Below are 19,988 nucleotides of genomic sequence, written 5' to 3'. Positions count from 1 at the left end.
GTTCACACAGTGTACTTGTCGAAGTCCTCGGGCTTGATCTGCGACGAGGCGGCAAAGGTGTCGATGCCGATGGTCAGGTGGCCGAAAAAACCGTCCTCGTGCGATTCACGCCCGATCGGCCACACCGTCAAGGTTGAGCCCTCGCCGCCCATGTTGGCGTAGTAGCTGTCCTCGGCATTGTTCAACGGTGCAGAGGCCCGCCCGCGATAGTCCCGGGCATTGAGCACGGCGCGTGACACCACCTCGGGAAAATACAGCTGACCGACCCAGGCCACGTTGCGCTCATCCAGATATTCACTGCCGGTAACCATGCGCACGGCCACATGAATGTGCAGCGCCCGACCGGCATAGAACCCCGGATAGATGGTGGTGAAGCGCGCCCGTCCCTGCTGATCACAGAACTGGCTGCCGCGCAGGTAGGTGTCATCATCGGTACGCGGGATCGAGCCGATGGCATCGGTGTCGACCTCCCGATCCGGATTGATCCGGCTCCACCCCGAATAGGCGCCCCGCGCATTGCAGTGCCAGATATCCACCAGCGCGCCGCTCACCGGCTCGCCGGTCATCGCGTCGACGATCGTCAGGCGCAGCAGCAGTGGCAGGCCCTCGGCGCCCTCGCTGATATTGCGTCGCAGTAATTTGGGGTTGCGGAAATACGGCCCGGCGATCTGCTCGGGCGCCAGTTGATACACCGGTTGGGGTGTTGCGGCTGAAGTGTCTCGTTCCATGACGCGTTCTCTCTTCCATAAGATGAACGCAGATTAACGGCGCGCGCCGCTCTCGGTGCGGTAACTATGTATCGCGTCATTTCTCATGACTTTTTCCGGGCAAAAAAAAACGGTGCACCGACCAAGCGCACCGTAAAGCCGTAGAACACACAACGAAGTGTCAGGTAAAACGTTTAGTCCAGCAGTGCCAGGGCCTCGGCAGTGCATTCCTGAATGCGCGCCCAGTCGCCGTTCTTGATCCACTCCGGATCGAGCATCCAGCTGCCGCCCACGCACATGACGTTTTTCAGCGCCATGTAGCTCTTGATATTGGCCGGGCCGACGCCACCGGTCGGGCAGAATTTCACTTCACCGAACGGGCCGCCGAGGGCCTTGATCGCCGCCACGCCACCGCTGACTTCCGCCGGGAACAGCTTGAAGCGGCGATAGCCCAGGCCATAGCCTTCCATGATGCCAGAGGCGTTGCTGATGCCCGGCAGCAGCGGAATCGGGCTGTCGACGCTGGCTTCGAGCAGGTCACGGGTGATGCCCGGGGTGACGATGAATTGCGAACCCGCCGCTTCCGCTGCTGCAAGCATGTTGCGATCGAGCACGGTGCCGGCACCGGTCACCAGCTCCGGACGCTGCTCACGCAGGATCTGGATCGCCTTGAGACCGAACTGCGAACGCAGGGTCACTTCCAGCGCCGTCAGACCACCCGCGGCCAGGGCGTCGGCCAGCGGCAGCACGTCCTGTTCACGGGCGATGGTGATCACCGGCAGGATCCGCGCCTTGGCGCAGAGGCTGTCGATCAGGGCAACTTTGTCCGCCATGGAAACGGTCGGGGATGGGGTTGTCATAGCGGCTGTTCCTTGGCTCATGGGCACCAGTAGATCTCTAACGTAGGTTGCAGAAACGCGCGCACCGGCATGGCCGCGACGTCGTCGGATGCCAGTGCGGCATTCAGTGTGGTCAGTTTCGATTGACCGGAAATCGACAGAATCTTGTGCTTCGCCGAAGCCAGCAGTGCGCGGCTCATGGTCAGGCGTTGACGCGGTACGCTCGGCGCCAGCATCGGCCAGCAGCGACGGCTGCCGTCAGCCTGCAAGGCTTCAGTCAGGTTCGGGCTGTCGGGGAACAGCGACGCGGTGTGACCGTCATCGCCCATGCCCAGCACCAGCACGTCGATCGGCGGCAATTCTGCAAGCAAGCGGTCGGCCTGCTCCGCAGCCTGCTCGACGTTGGCCGCCGCGCTGTAGAGGCTGAGGAACTGCGCCTTGGCGGCCGGGCCCTTGAGCAGGTACTGCTTGAGCAGACCAGCGTTGCTGTCGGCGTGTTCAACCGGTACCCAGCGCTCGTCGGCGAGGGTCACGACGACCTTCGACCAGTCCAGCTCCTGCTTGGCCAAGTGCTGGAAAAACGCCACCGGGCTGCGACCGCCAGAAACCACCAGCACCGCGTTGCCGCGTGCCGAAATGGCTTCGCTCAGCTGCTTGGCGACATTCAGCGCCAGACCTTCGGCCAACAGCACCGGACTCTTGAATTCGTGGGCATTCACGCCCGCGGGCAGTTTCACATCAGATATCGCCATACCACGACCTCCCGTCCCGCGTGATCAGTGCAATCGAGCTCATCGGCCCCCACGACCCGGCCGCATACGGCTTGGGCGCGTCACCGGATTTTTTCCAGCCGGCGATCAACTGGTCACACCACTTCCACGCGGCTTCGATTTCATCTTTACGGACAAACAGGTTCTGATTGCCGTTCATCACTTCCAGCAACAACCGCTCGTAGGCGTCGGGAATCCGCGCACTGCGCCAGGTGTCGGAGAAATTCAGTTGCAGCGGGCCGCTGCGCAGTTGCATGCCCTTGTCCAGACCCTGCTCCTTGGTCATCACACGCAAGGAAATGCCTTCGTCCGGTTGCAGACGGATGATCAGTTTGTTGCTGATCTGCAGGCGCTGTTCCGGCGCAAAGATATAGTGCGACGGCTCCTTGAAGTGAATGACGATCTGCGACAGCTTCTGCGGCATGCGCTTGCCAGTCCGCAGGTAGAACGGCACGCCGGCCCAGCGCCAGTTGCGGATGTCGGCACGCAGGGCAACGAAGGTTTCGGTGTCGCTCTGGGTGTTGGAATTCGGCTCTTCGAGGTAGCCCGGTACGGATTTGCCTTCGCTGTGGCCGGCGATGTACTGACCGCGCACCACTTGCGTGGTCAGGCCTTCCGGGCTGATCGGCGCCAGGGCCTTGAGCACCTTTACCTTTTCATCACGAATGCTGTCGGCGGACAGGTCGGCCGGCGGGTCCATGGCGATCAGGCACAGCAGCTGCAACAGGTGATTCTGGATCATGTCGCGCAGCTGGCCGGCCTTGTCGAAGTAGCCCCAACGGCCTTCGATACCGACCTTCTCGGCCACGGTGATTTCCACGTGGGAGATGTAATTCTGGTTCCACTGGGTTTCGAACAGGCTGTTGGCGAAACGCAGGGCGATCAGGTTCTGGACGGTCTCTTTGCCCAGGTAGTGGTCGATGCGATAGGTGCGGTTCTCCGGGAAGAACTGCGCCACGGCGTCGTTCACCTTGCGCGAGGATTCCAGATCGGAGCCGATCGGCTTTTCCAGAACCACGCGGGTGTTTTCTGCCAGACCGACTTTCGCCAGGTTCTCGCAGATCGCGCCGTACACCGCTGCCGGTGTGGCGAAGTAGGCAATCATGCGTTGCCCGCTGCCGGCCGCTTCGGCCAGCGCCACATAGTCTTCAGCCTTGAGGAAGTCGACGTGCAGATAGCTCAGGCGCGCGAGAAAGCGCTCGGCCACCGCCTCGTCCAGCTCTTTGCCGACGTAACGGCGCAATTCGGCGGCGATAAACGCCAGGTGCTGCTGCTCGGAACCGGGTTCACGGGCCAGCGCAATAATGCGCGTGTTCTCGTGCAACAGGTCGGCGCCATCGAGGTGATAAAGGGCAGGAAACAGCTTGCGCAGGGCCAGATCGCCCAGAGCGCCGAACAAGGCAAAGGTGCACGGTTCAACCGTAATCGAAGGCATGATGTTTGTTCTTTTATCAAGTTAAGCTACAAATACCTTTTTTCAAGGCATCACTCAAGGGAAAATGTAGTAATAACCACAACATTTTCGCAAAATACAGATTCCGAGTGGTGGTCGGTCGGAGCCATCAGTAGGATAGGCCACCGTCACGGGCCACATCAAAGGCCCAATTTGCATAGCCCGGCGCACCTTTGCGCAGGTGAATTAGGAATTCCATATGGACCGCGTGCGAAATTTACTGGAACAGATCCAGAGTCGCCTTGAAGAGCTGAACAAGGCCGAACGCAAAGTCGCCGAGGTGATCCTGCTCAACCCGCAGCAGGCCACCCGCTTCAGCATCGCCGCCCTCGCCCAGGCCGCGTCGGTGAGCGAGCCGACGGTCAACCGTTTCTGCCGTTCGTTCGGTGTCAGCGGCTACCCTGAACTCAAGCTGCAACTGGCGCAGAGCCTGGCCAGTGGCGCGGCGTATGTCAGCCGCGCGGTGGAGGCCGATGACAATCCCGAGGCGTACACGCAGAAGATTTTCGGCAGTGCCATCGCTTCGCTGGACAGCGCTTGCCAGGCGCTCGATCCGAACCTGATCAGCCGCGCCGTCGACCTGTTGATCCAGGCGCGGCAGATCCACTTTTTCGGCCTGGGTGCTTCGGCTCCGGTGGCGCTGGATGCGCAACACAAGTTCTTCCGTTTCAACCTCGCCGTCACCGCGCATGCCGATGTGCTGATGCAGCGGATGATTGCGTCAGTGGCACACACCGGCGAGCTGTTCGTGATCATTTCCTACACCGGGCGCACCCGCGAACTGGTGGAAGTGGCGCGCATCGCCCGTGAGAACGGCGCTTCGGTGTTGGGCCTGACCGCAGAGAATTCGCCGCTGGCCAAGGCCAGTACCCTGAGCCTGAATATTCCGCTGCCGGAAGACACCGACATCTATATGCCGATGACCTCACGGATCATTCAGTTGACAGTGCTGGATGTGCTGGCGACCGGCATGACCCTGCGTCGCGGGGTGGATTTCCAGCCGCATCTGCGCAAGATCAAGGAGAGCTTGAATGCCAGCCGGTATCCGGTGGGTGACGAGTTCAACTGAGGCCTGATAATTCTTTATTGAATGATCCGGCCTCATCGCTGGCAAGCCAGCTCCCACAGTGTCCGGGTCGTCCACAAAATCCATGACCGCCACTGAGTCTGTGGGAGCTGGCTTGCCAGCGATGGGGCCAGCAGCCACCGTACAAACTCAGGCAGCAGCCCACGCCTGCAAACTCAAATGCGCCTTCTCCCCCGGCGCCAGATGCAGGCTGTCGGTACCGCCCGCCGCCGCTTCGACACAGACAAACTCCGCCACTTCATCCCAGCTCACCCCCAGCAATGGTCGCGAGCCAGGATGCCAGACCACGGTGTCGCCGCTGTCACCGGTATCGATGCACAATTCGCGCTGCCAGGCATGATCCTTGAGCTGCAATTCGCCGTCGTGCTGGAACACCCGCTGACAACCACCCTCCACGCGCAATTCGCCTTCCTGCTGGCAGGACTGGCGGCTCAACTGGTCATAACCCTGCGCCCCTTCGAGGCCAGACAGCGCTATCTCACCCACGTCACCAATACGCCAGTAAGCATGCAAAGCCTGGCTCAACTGGCACGGCATGTCGTCCTGATGCTCGGTGCTCAGGCGTAATTCCATGCGTTCGCCCAGATGCGCGTGCAGGTCGACCTGCCAGTCGCACAGCTGCAATTGCCAATGCAGGCGCACGCCATCCTCGGCACTGCTGCTGTCGATCAGTTTCCAGTCGAGCAGTCGCGCCCAACCGTGAGAGGGCCAGGCGTTTTCGCTCGGATGGCGGCCATACCACGGCCAGCACACCGGCACACCACCGCGAATGGCGCCCACGTGCGGCCACTTCGCCGCGCACCACAACCACGGTTTCTGCCCGCGCGGCTGAAAGTGCAGCAACTGCGCGCCCTGCCGACTGAACACCGCCTGACACAGCGGATGGTCGATCACCAGCACATCGCGCATCTGATAGCGCTCCCAGGCAAACACCGGTCGTTCGCGCAGGGATTTGAAGAAGCGTTGCAGCGGATGCTCATGCATTGGCCACGGTTCCGAATTCGACTGTCATGGGTTGCGCCACCCTCAAAAAAAAGCGGACAGCCTGGGCTGTCCGCAAATATGCGCACATGGAGAGGAGCTTATCGCAGACGCGTCAGAACGTAGACTGAATTTTCAGGCCAGCGACCAAAGCGTTGTCCACGGCATCAACACCGCCCGGGTGAGTGATGTACTGCAGGTTAGGACGCACGGTCAGCCAGTTGGTGACGTGGAAGCCGTAGTTGATCTCGTAGTTGTATTCGGTTTCACGAATCGGCGAGAACACCGGATTGTCGTAATCCGAGACACCGTTGGAGGCATTCAGCAGTTCGGCGTTTTTCTTCACGTCATCGTTGACGTGGATACGCGCCGCGCCAATGCCGACGTCATCCTTCGGACGGGCGTCGAACGGGCCTTTGTAGACAAACATCACCGACTGGTAGTTATCGATGAAGTTGGTGTCCTTGTCGTGGAAGGTCGCGTTGGCGGCAATGTTCAGACCGCGGCTGGCATCACCGTTGTGGCTGGTGAGTTGCTGCTGCGCGACGAACCAGTAACCGTGTTTGCTGCTGTGGGTCTTGTAGGCGTCACCAGTGGTTGCCGCGTCGAAACCGTTGACGTCTTCGCGGACGTCGCTGGCATCAGCGGTGCTCTTGTAGTAACCGACGCGGTATTCGCCCGGCAGGCTGTTGACCTTCGGCGACCAGACCAGTTCGACTGGCAGAACAGTCCCTTTGGTGCCGCTGCCGCTGAGCTTGAAGCCGTTGCCGTGTTCCAGCTGCGACGGGTTCTGGTTGTACGCACCGATCTGCGCGTAGAGCTCGTCGTTGATGTTGTACTTCACGCGGATCGCGGCCTGGCTGACGGGCCAGTTGTACCAGATGTTGGTCGCCCAGTTACCCACTTGCGAGCCGCAGAACGCCAGGTTCTGGAAGTCGCACGGGAAGGTGTTGAAGTCTTCGCCCTCACCGAAGTAACCGGCCTTGACGTCGAGTTTGTTGTCGAAGAACTGGTGCTGAATCCACAACTGGGTCAGACGCACCATGTGGCCACGGCCGTAGACTTCCTGCGAAGACGACAGCGTGCCGGCACGCGGATCGCCAATACGATCGTTGGAGATGTTCTGACCGTTACGATTGGTCAACTGGATCTTGGCCTGAGTGTTGTCCCAGCCCCAGAGTTTTTGCAGGTCCAGCGCCACGCCCAGACCGAACTGATCGCTGTAGCGACCGGTCTTGTCGTCGTTGTAGCCGCCATGCAGGTTGGCACCCATTTCCCCAACATAGTCGGCCTTGATGTCGATACCCTGCTCGATCAGCTTGGTCCGCTCGCCACCCCAGTCACCGGTCATCCATTTCGAGTCGGAGCTGAACGCATCCGCAGCCATTGCATTGCCGGCCAGCACCAATGCCGCCGCGGCTGACACTTGGCAGATCAACCGGGCATTGACGTGTTTCTTTTTCATCCCTACATCCTCGTCTTTATTGTTATTAACTGTTTTTTTCCAACGCGGTTTACATAAATTGCGCTGGATTACAGGCAATCCAGCGCGTGCTCCTGTTTGGAACCCGATCCCTGTGGGAGCTGGCTTGCCAGCGATGGCGGTGATTCAGGCGACATCCATGTTGGATGTGCCGGCCCCATCGCTGGCAAGCCAGCTCCCACATGACCGCATTCCAGCATTGATCTTCAGCGACCTTTGAACTGCGCCACGTTCGCCGACCGCGCCTCGGTCTGCGCCTGGCCCGCAACGCCCAGACGCTCGCCAGTCTTGGCATCGAACAACAACACTTTCGACGGATCGAATTGCAGGGTCAGGGTTTCGCCCACCTGCGGCGCCACGTCCGGTGCCAGGCGGCAGCAGACCTTGGTCTCATTCAGGTTGACGAACACCAGGGTGTCCGGACCGGTCGGCTCGGTGACCTGCACTTCGGCCTTGATGCTCGGCAGACCATTGCCCTCGCCGTTCGCCAGAACAATCTGCTCCGGGCGCAGGCCGAGGATCACTTCGCGATCTTCCAGCCCTGCATCCTGCATGCTCATCGGCAACTCGCAACGCGCCTGACCGCTGTCGAGCAGTGCCAGCAGACGACCGTCCTTGCGTTGCAGACGCAGCGGAATGAAGTTCATCGGCGGCGAACCGATGAAGCTCGCCACAAACAGGTTGGCCGGGTCGTTGTAAATCTCTTTCGGCGTGCCGAACTGCTGAATGATGCCGTCCTTCATCACCGCAACCTTGTCGCCCAGGGTCATCGCTTCGATCTGGTCGTGGGTCACGTAAACGGTGGTGGTTTTCAGACGCTGGTGCATCAGTTTCATTTCGGTGCGCATCTCGACGCGCAGCTTGGCGTCGAGGTTGGACAGCGGTTCGTCGAACAGATAGATCTTCGGCCGCCGCGCCAACGCACGACCCATTGCCACGCGCTGTTGCTGGCCACCGGAGAGCTGACCCGGCTTGCGGTTGAGCAGGTGTTCGATCTGCAGCAGCTTGGCCACGCGCGCGACCTCTTCGTCGATCGCCGACTGGCTCATCTTGCGAATTTTCAGACCGAACTCGATGTTCTCGCGCACGCTCATGGTCGGGTACAGCGCGTAGGACTGGAACACCATGGCGATGTCGCGATCCTTCGGGCTCATGCCGCTGACGTCCTGGTCGCCGATCATGATCGCGCCACCGGTGATGGTCTCCAGGCCGGCGATGCAGTTCATCAGGGTCGACTTGCCGCAGCCCGACGGGCCGACCAGGATCAGGAACTCACCGTCCTTGATCGACAGTTCGATGTTCTTCAGGGTATCCGGCAGGCCGGCACCGTAGGTCTTGTTGACGTTGCGAAGTTCGAGCGTTGCCATGATTACCCCTTGACTGCGCCGGCCGTCAGCCCGCGCACGAAATACTTGCCTGCGACCACATAGACCAGCAGGGTCGGCAGCCCGGCGATCATCGCCGCTGCCATATCAACGTTGTATTCCTTGGCCCCGGTGCTGGTGTTGACCAGGTTGTTCAGCGCCACCGTGATCGGTTGCGAATCACCGCTGGAGAACACCACACCGAACAGGAAGTCGTTCCAGATCTGGGTGAACTGCCAGATCAGGCAGACCATGATGATCGGGGTCGACATCGGCAGAATGATCTGCCGAAAAATCGTGAAGAACCCCGCGCCATCCAGCCGTGCTGCCTTGATCAGCGCATCGGGAATGCTCACGTAGTAGTTGCGGAAGAACAGCGTGGTGAACGCCAGACCATAGACCACGTGCACGAACACAAGGCCGGTGGTGGTGCTCGCCAGGCCCATCTTGCCGAGGGTGAACGAGGCCGGCAGCAGCACGGTCTGGAACGGCAGGAAGCAGCCGAACAGCAGCAGACCGAAGAACAGCTGCGAACCACGGAAGCGCCAGAACGACAGCACGTAGCCGTTCAACGCGCCAATGGCGGTGGAGATGACCACGGCCGGCACGGTGATCTTGATCGAGTTCCAGAAGTAACCGTCAACCGTGGCCCAGGCCTTGACCCAGCCGATGCCGCTGACCACGGTCGGCCAGCTCAGCAGGTTGCCGGTGCTGATGTCTTCCGGCGTCTTGAAGCTGGTCAGCAACATCACCACCAGCGGAATCAGATACAGCAATACCGCGAGGATCAGCACCGCGTAGATCGCGACGCGACTGAGGCTGAACGCGGGTTTGGCAGCGAGACTAGTCATGACGCTTGGTCCTCAGCTCGGAGTACAGGTAAGGCACGATGATCGCGAGAATCGCACCGAGCATCAGAATCGCACTGGCCGAGCCCATGCCCATCTGGCCGCGACTGAAGGTGAAGGAGTACATGAACATCGCCGGCAGGTCGGAGGAATAACCCGGGCCACCCGCCGTCATCGCCGCAACCAGGTCGAAGCTCTTGATCGCGATGTGGGCGAGGATCATCACCGCACTGAAGAACACCGGACGCAGGCTTGGCAGTACGACTTTCCAGTAGATGGTCGGCATGCTCGCACCGTCGATCTGTGCGGCACGGATGATCGACTGATCAACTCCGCGCAGGCCGGCGAGGAACATCGCCATGATGAAGCCCGAGGCTTGCCACACAGCGGCGATCACCAGGCAGTAAACCACGCGATCCGGGTCGATCAACCAGTCCAGACGGAAGCCTTCCCAGCCCCAGTCACGCAACAATTTGTCCAGGCCCATGCCCGGGTTGAGCAGCCATTTCCACGCGGTACCGGTGACGATCATCGAGAGCGCCATCGGGTACAGGTAAATGGTGCGGATAAAGCCTTCGCGACGGATGCGCTGGTCGAGGAACACCGCCAGCAGCACGCCGATCACCAGGGTGATGCCGATGAACATGCCACCGAACACCGCGAGGTTCTTGCTCGCCACCCACCAGCGATCGTTGTCGAACAGCCGGGCGTATTGCGCCAGACCGGCCCACTTGTAGTTGGGCAGGAATGTCGAGGTGGTGAACGACAGCACGAACGTCCACAGGATGTAGCCATAGAAGCCCACCAGTACGATGAACATGCTCGGCGCCAGCACCAGTTTCGGTAGCCAGCGCTGCAGTGCATCGAACGGCGAGGCTTTGCTGAACACAGCAACAGAACTCATGGGGAAATCCAGTACGAGGGTAGAAAATTCACACGCTTTCCCCTTGTGGGAGCAAGCTTGCTCGCGAAGGCGTCCTGTCAGTTGATATTTCGATTGCCTGACACTCCGCTTTCGCGAGCAAGCTCGCTCCCACAGGGGCTGCGGTGCTGATGCTTATTTGGCCGACTGAACCGCCGCGCCCAGTTTCTTGGCCGCATCGGCCGGGTCGGCTTTCGGGTCGTTGATGTAGTTGGTCACGACATCAAAGAACGCGCCCTGCACCGCCAGCGTGGTCGCCATGTTGTGCGCCATGCTCGGTTGCAGGCCCCCGGACTTGGCGTCAGCCAGGAAGTCCTTGGCAGCGGTCTGCGCGCAGGAGTCGAAACCGAGTTTGTCCATGTTGTTCAACATGTCGTTACGTACCGGGATCGAGCCTTTGTTGATGCTGAAGACTTTCTGGAAGTTTTCCCCCAGCACGACTTTGGCGATGTCTTGCTGACCGGCCGCAGTGCCTTTGTCTTTCTGCTTGAACACCGCCAGGGAGTCGATGTTGTAGGTGAACGCCTTGTCGGTGCCCGGGAAGGCTACGCACTCGTAGTCCTTGCCGGCGACTTTCTTGGCAGCGGTCCATTCGGACTTGGCCCAGTCACCCATGATCTGCATGCCGGCCTTGCCGTTGATGACCTTGGCCGCTTCCAGGTTCCAGTCCTGACCCTTGCCGTCGGCGTCCATGTAGGTCGCGACTTTCTTCAGCTCGGTCAGCGCCTTGACCATTTCCGGGCCGGTCAGCGCTTTGTTGTCCAGATCGACCAGGGCTTTCTTGTAGCCATCAACGCCCATGACCGAGAGCACAACGGCTTCGAACACGGTGCTGTCCTGCCAAGGCTGACCGCCGTGAGCCAGCGGGATGAAGCCCGCAGCCTTGAGCTTGTCGCCGGCGGCGTAGAATTCTTCGAGGGTGGTCGGGTTCTTGGTGATGCCGGCTTTCTTGAAGACTTCCGGGTTGATCCACAGCCAGTTCACGCGGTGAATGTTCACCGGTACGGCCACGTAATCACCGTCGTACTTCACGGTATCGGAGACTTTCTTGTCGAGCAGGCTGTCCCACTTCTCTTCTTTGGCCACGTCCTTCAGGACGTCGGTGTCGAGCAGACCGGTGGAGGCCCATTCCTGAATATCCGGGCCCTTGATCTGGGCGACACCTGGTGGGTTGCCGGCAACGGCGCGGCTTTTCAGCACGGTCATGGCCGTGGCACCGCCACCGCCGGCGACAGCGCCGTCTTTCCAGGTGAAACCGTCTTTTTCAACTTGCGCCTTGAGCACATCGACAGCGGCTTTTTCGCCACCGGACGTCCACCAGTGCACGACTTCGACCGAACCTTTGGATTCGGCAGCGGACACACTGAGGGGCAGAATTGCGAGCGGGAACAGGGAGGCGACAGAAATGACAGTAGCGAGGCGAGAAATCGCATTCATCTGAGATGTACCTTTCTTGTTGTTATGCATGCAAGTCTGGTGCTTGCGCTGCACAGGAGTTTAAACAGGGCGATTCCCTTCGCAGGTAACGAAGGGACGCGCAAATGTCACCACATGGTTACACAGGAACAGCCCGGGATATTTGCGCCAGAGCGGTTGCCATACTCGGTGACAAGGGTAGACGAGGGATCAACACCGCTTGCCACGCGTGGTAGAGATCGGGTTTGCCCGGCCAGATATCGGCGCTCGGACGGTTTTGCGGATCGAGTTCGTGATGCCAACTGCCATCGCAGCGATCGATGAAATGGCCTTCACAGAATTCCCAGAACAGCCGGTACCAGGTCTCGTATTGCGCGTCACCGGTGCGTTTGAGCAAAGCGCTGGCCGCCGCGCTGGCTTCGGCATGGGTCCAGTGCAAGCGATGACGCACCACGGCTTTGTTGTCCCAGTCGAGGGTATAAACGATCCCCGGCGCGCCATCGACGTCCCAGCCGTTTCGGCAATTCTGCTCGAAGAGTTTTTGCGCATCGGTCGCCAGCCAACCGGGCGTGAGCATCCCGGCCTGGACCCGCGCCGCTTCGAGGTGCAGCAGCAGCCGCGCCCACTCGAAACCGTGGCCCGGGGTGGTGCCGTATGGGCGAAAACCATCAGCCGGGTTGTCGTGGTTGTACTCGCGCAGCGGTTGCCAGTCGCGGTCGAAGTGTTCGATGACCATGTAGCCGTTAGCTGCTGCATGACCATGGATCACCCGCTCGACGATGCGTTGCGCGCGCACCAGCCAGCGCGGGTCTTCAGTGACATCGGCCAGCGCGAGGAACGCTTCGGTGGCGTGCATGTTGCTGTTGGCGCCGCGATAGGCTTCTTCTTCGCGCCAGTCGCGATTGAAGAATTCGCGCATGGCGCCCTCTTCTTCGCTCCAGAAATACGTGTCAATGATGTCGATCGCATCATCCAGCAACGCCTGGGCGCCGGGACGCTGCGCGACCACCGCCGAGCTCGCCGCGAGCGCAACAAAGGCATGCAGATAGGCATTCTTGCCGGTGTTGCCATCGCGATGTTCGGCGACCGCAAACCAGCCGCCGTGCAGCGCATCCCGCAACGGCCCGCGCAGGGCTGCAATGCCGTGATCGACCAGTTCGGCAAACCCCGGCAGACCCTGAATGTGAGCCATGGCGAAGCTGTGGGTCATGCGCGCGGTGTTCATGGTTTCAGCTTGCGCGTTCGCCGGCAGATGGCCGCGTTCGTCGAGGTTGCCGAAACCTTCGGGCAGTTTTGCCGCTCTGGCGAATGCCAGCAGGCGCAGACCTTCGTCGGCGAGCCATTGCTGGTGGGCAGGGGCATTCAGCCAACTGCTGAAGTCTGGGTGAAAGGTGTCCATGAGTGGCCCTTTTTTGTTGTTATGACTGCGGGCAGTCTAAACAACGGGCCGGGGTGGGCTTGTAACGAAGGGGGCGGGTTTTGTCACCAGCTCGTGACATTCACATATTACCTGTGGCGAGGGAGCTTGCTCCCGCTGTGGCGCGAAGCGGCACCAAAAAGAGGCCTGCTGCGCAGCCAGCGGGAGCAAGCTCCCTCGCCACGGGGGCAATATCAGTCAACACTGCGCGGCAATTGCAACGTCACCCGCAACCCGCCCTCACGCAGGTTCTGCAACGTCACCTCACCACCATGGCTGTGGGCAATGTTGCGCGCGATGCCCAGACCCAGGCCATAACCCTGCTGCTGCCCGGCCAGTCGGAAGTGCGGCTCGAACACCTGCTCCAGCCGCTGCTCCGGTACGCCCGGGCCTTCGTCGTCGACGTGCAGGACAAACGCGCGCTCATCGTCATCGATGTGCAGGTGCGCGTTCTGCCCGTACTTCAGCGCATTGTCGATGAGGTTGCCGATGCAGCGTTTCAACGCCAAAGGCTTGCCCGGATACGCCGCCAACGCCTTACCTTGCAGGGTCACGCGACCATTACCGTTGGGCGCCAGGTACGGTTCTACGAGGCAGTCGAGTACATGATTGAGATCCACCGGCTCGATGTTCTCGTGGATGTCGGTGTCTTTCACGCATTGCAGCGCGCCTTTGACCAGCAGCTCCAACTCATCCAGATCGCGACCGAACTTGGCTTGCAGCTGCTCGTCTTCGAGCAGTTCGACGCGCAAACGCAGGCGAGTGATCGGCGTGCGCAGGTCATGGGAAATCGCGCTGAACAATTGGCTGCGCTCGGTCAAGTAACGGCTGATGCGTTCGCGCATGGTGTTGAACGCACGGCCCACTTCCACCACTTCACTGCCGCCGCCCTCGGCCACCGGCTCGACATCGGCGCCCAGCGACAGATCCCGCGCCGCGCGCGCCAGACGCTTGAGCGGCCGGCTCTGCCAGTGCACCAGCAAGCCGATAAACAGCAGCAAAAAGCCGCTGGTGAGGACGATGAACCACACCTGCTGCGCCGGCAGGCCTTGTTCTTCAAGACTGGTGTAGGGCTCGGGCAGCAACGAGGCGATGTACAGCCACTCGCCCGGGGCCATTTGAATCTGCGTGACCAGCACCGGCGGATTCACCGGTTCCAGGGTCAACGCGTAATGCGCCCAGGAGCGCGGCAACTCATCGAGTTTCAGCCCGGCATTGAAGATCCGCAGGTCCTCGGGGCTGACGAAGGTCACGGAGATATCAGTGTCATGGCCCAGCGACTGACGCAGCACTTCATCCACCGCTTGAATCACCGCAGCCTTGCGCGGGGTGATCGGCAGCACGTCCATGCCCAGCGGTTTGTCATTGAGCGTCACCACGAAACGGGTGCCGCCCATGCTGCGCAACTGGTCGAGCACCAATGGCCGATACGCCACCGGTAACGAGCGGAAATAACTGACGCTGGCGGTCATCGAATGGGCGAGGCTGCGGGCGCTGGTGACCAGGCCCTCGAGCTGGGTGGCGCGCAGTTGCGAGACCCAGATCACGCTCGACAAAGTTTGCGCGAACAGCACCGCGAGCAACGTCAGCAGCAGCATCCGCCCGAGCAGCGAACGCGGCACCGGTACTGTGTTGGCGAGCCTGCGCAGCGACTCAGTGAGCATTGCCGGCAACCACATTGGCTGCCAGTTGGTAGCCACTGCCGCGCACGGTGCGGATCAGCCGTGGCGGTTTTTCCGTGTCACGTAGGCGCTGGCGCAAACGGCTGACGGCCATGTCGACGATGCGGTCGAGCGGCATCAGGTCACGGCCACGGGTGGCGTTGCCGATGGTGTCGCGGTCGAGAATTTCCTGCGGATGATCGAGAAACAACTTCAGCAGCGCGAAGTCGGCACCTGAGAGAATCACCTCTTCGCCGTCGGTGTGGAACAGTCGATGGCTGACCATGTCCAGCCGCCACTCGTCGAAGGCCAGCACGTCGCTGCCGCTGCGCTCCTGACCGAACTGCGCCCGTCGCAGCAGCGCCTTGATCCGCGCTTGCAGCTCGCGGGGGCTGAAAGGTTTGCCGAGGTAGTCGTCAGCGCCAAGCTCCAGCCCGATCACGCGGTCGGCTTCGTCGGAACTGGCGGTGAGCATGATGATCGGCACCTGCGCCTGACGCGGATGCTGACGCACCCAGCGGCACAGGCTGAAACCGTCCTCGTCGGGCAGCATCACATCGAGGATCACCAGATCGCTCGGCGCCTCGTTGAGTGCCTGGCGGAAACTGGCGCCATCGGCGGTGGCCCGCACCTGAAACCCGGCGCGGGTCAGGTAGGTTTCCAGCAACTCGCGTATTTCCTGGTCGTCATCGACCAACAATATCGACTTGTTGACTGAGCTCACTTCGAAGGCATCCTTGTTGTTGGAATTGGGGCGGATTATGCCTGATGAACCTTGGAAATTTGTTGTCTGTTCTGGCCCCATCGCTGGCAAGCCAGCTCCCACAAGGTCTTGTACACATCCTGAGGATGTCTTCGATCCTGTGGGAGCTGGCTTGCCAGCGATGCAGGCGACTCAGTCTCAAAACTGTTCGAGTGCCACACCAGCGCCAACAAGACCGGAATACGGCGCCGTCACCAGCCACACCGGAATGCCCTTGAAGTAGTCGCTCATGCAGCCCTTGTCGGCGAAACTGCGGGCAAAACCGCTATTGACGAAGAAATCGGCAAAACGCGGAATCACCCCGCCAACGATGTACACGCCGCCACGCCCACCGGTGGTCAGCACGTTGTTGCCGGCCACGCGGCCGAGCCAGCAGCAGAACTGTTCCAACACTTCCAGGGCGATCGGATCGCCAGCCAGACCGGCCGCGGTAATCGCTTCCGGCGTATCAAGCTTTGGTTCATGCCCATCCACCGCACAGATCGCCCGATACACCCGAGGCAAGCCACCACCGCTCAGCGCCGTTTCCGCGCTGACGTGGCCAATCTCGTTGTGGATGTGCTGCCAGAGTTGGGTTTCTCGCGGACTGCTCAGCGGCAGATCGACGTGCCCGCCCTCCCCCGGCAGCGCGGCAAACCGCCCTTCGCCGAGATCAAGCAAGGTACCGACGCCCAGCCCCGTGCCCGGACCGATCACCACCGCCGGGCGCAACGGCTCCGGCGTGCCTTCGCAGACCACACGGAATTCCCCGGGCTGCAAACGGGTCATGCCCAGCGCCATCGCCGAGAAGTCGTTGATCAACAGCAGTTGTTCGACCTGCAAGGTCTTGCAGAACGCCGTGCGACTCAAGCGCCAGTGATTGTTGGTGAATTTGAATTCATCCCCACTCACCGGCCCCGCCACCGACAGGCACACCGAACCGATCGAACCCGGCGCCAGACCGAGGCCGCTCAGGTACAGGCTGATCGCCTGTTCCGGGCTGGCATGGTCGGCTGTGGCCAGCACCTGAACCGATTGCAGTTGGTGGTTTTTCCACAACGCGAACCGCGCGTTGGTGCCTCCGATATCACCGACCAAAGCCAGTTTCAATTAAGCGTCTCCAGGGCAGAAGTGAAGGCGCTGGCGCCCTGCTCCGCCGAGCTGAAGGCCAAACGCATGAAGCCAAACAGTTCGCGACCGCTGCCGATGTTGTTGCCCAACAGGCCTTTGGCGGGTTCGCGCGCTGCAAATTCGGCGGCGTCGACCTTGAGTTCCAAAGTGCCTTTGACGCCATCGACGCGGATGATATCGCCCTCTTGCACCCGCGCCAAAGCACCGCCGACATACGCTTCGGGACTTACGTGAATCGCCGCCGGGATTTTCCCCGACGCGCCGGACATGCGCCCGTCGGTGACCAGCGCGACTTTGAAGCCACGATCCTGCAGCACGCCGAGGAACGGCGTCATCTTGTGCAGCTCGGGCATGCCGTTGGAGCGCGGGCCCTGGAAGCGCATCACCGCAACAAAATCCTTCTCCAGCAAACCGGCCTTGAACGCGTCGGCCAGGTCCTGCTGATCCTGGAACACCATGGCTGGCGCTTCGACGATCTGGTTTTCCAGCGCCACCGCGGAGACCTTCATCACGCCGCGACCGAGGTTGCCTTCCATCACCCGCAGACCGCCCTCGGCGGAGAATGCACGGGCGACCGGACGCAGGATGTTTTCGTCGAGGCTTTCGGTCGGGCCTTCGCGCCACACCAACTCACCGTTATCGAGGAATGGCTCCTTGGTGTACTGGCTCAAGCCGTGGCCGAGCACGGTGTTGACGTCCTCGTGCAGCAGGCCGGCCTCGAGCAGTTCGCGGATCAGGAACGACATGCCGCCAGCAGCCTGGAAGTGGTTGATGTCGGCTTTGCCGTTCGGGTAAACGTGGCTCAGGGTCGGCACGACTTCGGAGAGGTCGGCCATGTCCTGCCAGGTCAGCTGGATGCCCGCCGCCATGGCGATGGCCGGCATGTGCAGGGTGTGGTTGGTCGAGCCGCCGGTGGCGTGCAGTGCGACGATCGAATTGACCAGTGCCTTCTCGTCGACGATTTCGCCGATCGGCATGAAGTTGCCGTTTTGCTTGGTCAGACGCGTGACCTGATGCGCGGCTTCGCGGGTCAGGGCATCACGCAGCGGTGTGTTCGGGTTGACGAAAGACGCGCCCGGCAAGTGCAGGCCCATGACTTCCATCAGCAACTGGTTGGTATTGGCGGTGCCGTAGAAGGTGCAGGTGCCCGGGCTGTGGTAGGACTTCATTTCCGATTCCAACAGCTCTTCGCGGGTCGCCTTGCCTTCGGCGTACTTCTGCCGCACGTCGGCTTTTTCCTTGTTGGAAATCCCCGAGACCATCGGCCCGCCCGGGACGAAGATCGTCGGCAGATGGCCGAAGCGCAGCGAGCCCATCATCAGGCCCGGGACGATCTTGTCGCAGATGCCGAGCATCAGGGCGCCGTCGAACATGTTGTGCGACAGCGCCACCGCCGTCGACATCGCGATCACTTCGCGGCTCGGCAGGCTCAGCTCCATGCCCGGCTCGCCCTGGGTCACGCCATCGCACATTGCTGGCGTACCGCCAGCGAACTGGCCGACCGAGCCGATTTCGCGCAAGGCGTTTTTGATCTGCTGGGGAAACACTTCGTACGGCTGGTGCGCCGAGAGCATGTCGTTATACGAAGAAACAATGGCGATGTTCGCCGAGTTCATCATCCGTAGGCTGTGCTTGTCTTCGCTGCCACATCCGGCCACGCCGTGGGCGAAGTTGGCGCATTGCAGCTTGCCGCGCATCGGCCCGTCAGTGGCGGCGCCGCGAATCAGTGCAAGGTAAGCCTGACGCGTGGCGCGGCTGCGGGCGATAAGCCGTTCGGTGACCTCAAGAACGCGGGGATGCATGTGTAGAACTCCAGGCTAACGGATGTGGCGACCTGATTGTCTATGCTGATCAAACGCCGTTGTTGTTGGAATGACAGACGGCTTTTTTGACCATTCGGACCAGTTGATTCAGGTCACTCGTTGTAGATAAAACAAAATATTGCCACTAAAAAGGCTTGTTTTCTATTTTTATGCGAATAATCTTGTAATTCCAACAACAAAACGACGGCGGCGCTGTTCAATGACTCTTCGAATCGCAATCAATGGTTTTGGCCGCATCGGCCGTAATGTCCTGCGCGCACTGTATACCCAAGGCTATCGACAGGATTTGCAGATCGTCGCCATCAACGATCTGGGCGACAGCGCCATCAATGCCCATCTGCTCAAATACGACACCGTTCACGGCACATTCGACGCCGAAGTGGCCCATGACAATGAGAGCCTGACGGTCAATGGCGACCGCATTGCGGTCAGCGCCATTCGCAACCCGGCCGAGCTGCCATGGGCCGCGGAAAAGATCGATGTGGTGTTCGAATGCACCGGTCTGTTCACCGACCGCGCCAAAGCGGCCGCGCATATTACTGCCGGCGCGCGCAAAGTCATCATCTCGGCCCCGGCCAAAGGCGCCGACGCTACCGTCGTTTACGGCGTGAACCACGACATTCTGCGCCAGTCGCACCAGATCATCTCCAACGCTTCGTGCACCACCAACTGCCTGGCGCCCGTGGCGCAGGTGCTGCACCGCGAACTGGGCATTGAAAGCGGTCTGATGACCACGATTCATGCCTACACCAACGACCAGAACCTCACCGACGTCTATCACACCGACCCGTACCGCGCGCGTTCGGCCACGCAGAACATGATCCCGAGCAAGACCGGCGCCGCCGAAGCGGTAGGCCTGGTGTTGCCGGAACTGGCGGGCAAACTGACCGGCATGGCCGTGCGCGTGCCGGTGATCAATGTGTCGCTGGTGGACCTGACTGTGCAGTTGAAGAAGGAAGCCACGGCCGACGAAGTCAACGCGCTGATGAAAGCCGCCAGCCAACACTCGAAAATTTTGGGTTACAACACGTTGCCGCTGGTTTCCAGCGACTTCAACCACAACCCGCTGTCGTCGATCTTCGACGCCAATCACACCAAATCCAGCGGCAAACTGCTGAAGGTGCTGGCCTGGTACGACAACGAATGGGGCTTCTCCAACCGCATGCTGGATAACTGCCTGGCGCTCTGCAACGCCGAATAATTCCCTGTCCTTGTGGGAGCGAGCTTGCTCGCGAAAGCGCTGGGTCAGTCGCAAGTTGAATTGCCTGACACTACGCCTTCGCGAGCAAGCTCGCTCCCACAAGGTTTTTCGTTGTATTCAAAATCAGGGGTTGACCACTCGAC

Annotated in this window: 17 protein-coding genes; 2 read left to right on the top strand and 15 right to left on the bottom strand. The window is 60.9% G+C overall.

Annotation, left to right across the window (positions count from 1 at the left end; translation table 11 throughout):
• Positions 1–2: 2 nt before the first annotated feature.
• The 4 genes from B1722_RS06555 to zwf form a co-directional block, all read right to left on the bottom strand.
• Positions 3–728, bottom strand: coding sequence for an intradiol ring-cleavage dioxygenase (locus B1722_RS06555; RefSeq protein ID WP_041068667.1), 726 nt, complete (start codon positions 726–728; stop codon positions 3–5).
• 173 nt (positions 729–901) lie between these two features.
• Complete coding sequence (locus tag B1722_RS06550; protein ID WP_007969324.1) at positions 902–1,567, bottom strand: bifunctional 4-hydroxy-2-oxoglutarate aldolase/2-dehydro-3-deoxy-phosphogluconate aldolase; 666 nt, start codon at positions 1,565–1,567, stop codon at positions 902–904.
• Positions 1,568–1,584: 17 nt separating this feature from the next.
• Complete coding sequence (gene pgl / locus B1722_RS06545; RefSeq protein WP_086791894.1) at positions 1,585–2,298, bottom strand: 6-phosphogluconolactonase; 714 nt, start codon at positions 2,296–2,298, stop codon at positions 1,585–1,587.
• Positions 2,285–3,751, bottom strand: a complete 1,467-nt coding sequence (gene zwf / locus B1722_RS06540; RefSeq protein WP_041068660.1) for a glucose-6-phosphate dehydrogenase — start codon at positions 3,749–3,751, stop codon at positions 2,285–2,287. Before zwf ends, pgl begins: the two co-directional genes overlap by 14 nt.
• A gap of 226 nt (positions 3,752–3,977) precedes the next feature.
• On the opposite strand from zwf, the gene B1722_RS06535 reads away from it, so the two are divergent.
• Positions 3,978–4,838, top strand: coding sequence for a MurR/RpiR family transcriptional regulator (locus B1722_RS06535; RefSeq protein ID WP_169842436.1), 861 nt, complete (start codon positions 3,978–3,980; stop codon positions 4,836–4,838).
• Between the two features lie 147 nt (positions 4,839–4,985).
• On the opposite strand, the gene B1722_RS06530 is transcribed toward B1722_RS06535, so the two are convergent.
• The 11 genes from B1722_RS06530 to edd all read right to left on the bottom strand — a co-directional run bounded on the left by B1722_RS06530 (position 4,986) and on the right by edd (position 18,623).
• Complete coding sequence (locus tag B1722_RS06530) at positions 4,986–5,840, bottom strand: D-hexose-6-phosphate mutarotase (protein WP_086791892.1); 855 nt, start codon at positions 5,838–5,840, stop codon at positions 4,986–4,988.
• Positions 5,841–5,952: 112 nt separating this feature from the next.
• On the bottom strand, positions 5,953–7,302 hold the full coding sequence (locus B1722_RS06525; RefSeq protein ID WP_086791890.1) for a carbohydrate porin: 1,350 nt from the start codon (positions 7,300–7,302) through the stop codon (positions 5,953–5,955).
• 224 nt (positions 7,303–7,526) lie between these two features.
• A complete protein-coding gene (locus B1722_RS06520; protein WP_027612564.1) occupies positions 7,527–8,687 on the bottom strand; it encodes an ABC transporter ATP-binding protein in 1,161 nt (386 codons plus the stop codon).
• A gap of 2 nt (positions 8,688–8,689) precedes the next feature.
• Positions 8,690–9,535 carry a carbohydrate ABC transporter permease gene (locus B1722_RS06515; RefSeq protein ID WP_007969317.1) on the bottom strand — a complete coding sequence of 282 codons (846 nt, stop codon included), beginning with the start codon at positions 9,533–9,535 and terminating at the stop codon, positions 8,690–8,692.
• Positions 9,528–10,436 carry a carbohydrate ABC transporter permease gene (locus B1722_RS06510; protein WP_003227452.1) on the bottom strand — a complete coding sequence of 303 codons (909 nt, stop codon included), beginning with the start codon at positions 10,434–10,436 and terminating at the stop codon, positions 9,528–9,530. The genes B1722_RS06515 and B1722_RS06510 overlap by 8 nt, the downstream gene beginning before the upstream one ends.
• A 153-nt stretch (positions 10,437–10,589) precedes the next feature.
• Complete coding sequence (locus B1722_RS06505; RefSeq protein ID WP_007969316.1) at positions 10,590–11,891, bottom strand: ABC transporter substrate-binding protein; 1,302 nt, start codon at positions 11,889–11,891, stop codon at positions 10,590–10,592.
• A 118-nt stretch (positions 11,892–12,009) separates the two neighbouring features.
• Positions 12,010–13,269, bottom strand: coding sequence for an AGE family epimerase/isomerase (locus tag B1722_RS06500; protein ID WP_086791888.1), 1,260 nt, complete (start codon positions 13,267–13,269; stop codon positions 12,010–12,012).
• A 212-nt stretch (positions 13,270–13,481) separates the two neighbouring features.
• Complete coding sequence (locus tag B1722_RS06495; RefSeq protein ID WP_041068645.1) at positions 13,482–14,951, bottom strand: ATP-binding protein; 1,470 nt, start codon at positions 14,949–14,951, stop codon at positions 13,482–13,484.
• The gene (locus B1722_RS06490; RefSeq protein ID WP_007917879.1) at positions 14,941–15,672 is read right to left on the bottom strand and encodes a response regulator; all 732 of its coding nucleotides are present in this window, start codon (positions 15,670–15,672) and stop codon (positions 14,941–14,943) included. Before B1722_RS06490 ends, B1722_RS06495 begins: the two co-directional genes overlap by 11 nt.
• A 177-nt stretch (positions 15,673–15,849) precedes the next feature.
• Positions 15,850–16,800, bottom strand: coding sequence for a glucokinase (locus B1722_RS06485; protein WP_086791887.1), 951 nt, complete (start codon positions 16,798–16,800; stop codon positions 15,850–15,852).
• The gene (edd, locus tag B1722_RS06480) at positions 16,797–18,623 is read right to left on the bottom strand and encodes a phosphogluconate dehydratase (RefSeq protein ID WP_041068637.1); all 1,827 of its coding nucleotides are present in this window, start codon (positions 18,621–18,623) and stop codon (positions 16,797–16,799) included. The genes B1722_RS06485 and edd overlap by 4 nt, the downstream gene beginning before the upstream one ends.
• A gap of 220 nt (positions 18,624–18,843) precedes the next feature.
• Here edd and gap point away from each other — a divergent pair, with 220 nt between their 5' ends.
• Positions 18,844–19,845 (top strand): type I glyceraldehyde-3-phosphate dehydrogenase, encoded by a 1,002-nt coding sequence (gene gap / locus B1722_RS06475; RefSeq protein ID WP_086791885.1) that lies wholly within the window; start codon positions 18,844–18,846, stop codon positions 19,843–19,845.
• Positions 19,846–19,988 lie beyond the last annotated feature (143 nt).

This window comes from Pseudomonas sp. SCPG-7, from assembly GCF_002156405.1.
Taxonomy (GTDB): Bacteria; Pseudomonadota; Gammaproteobacteria; order Pseudomonadales; family Pseudomonadaceae; genus Aquipseudomonas; species Aquipseudomonas parakoreensis.
The sequence above is the reverse complement of the archived record's forward strand: the minus strand, read 5'-3'. Positions and strand labels throughout refer to the sequence as shown.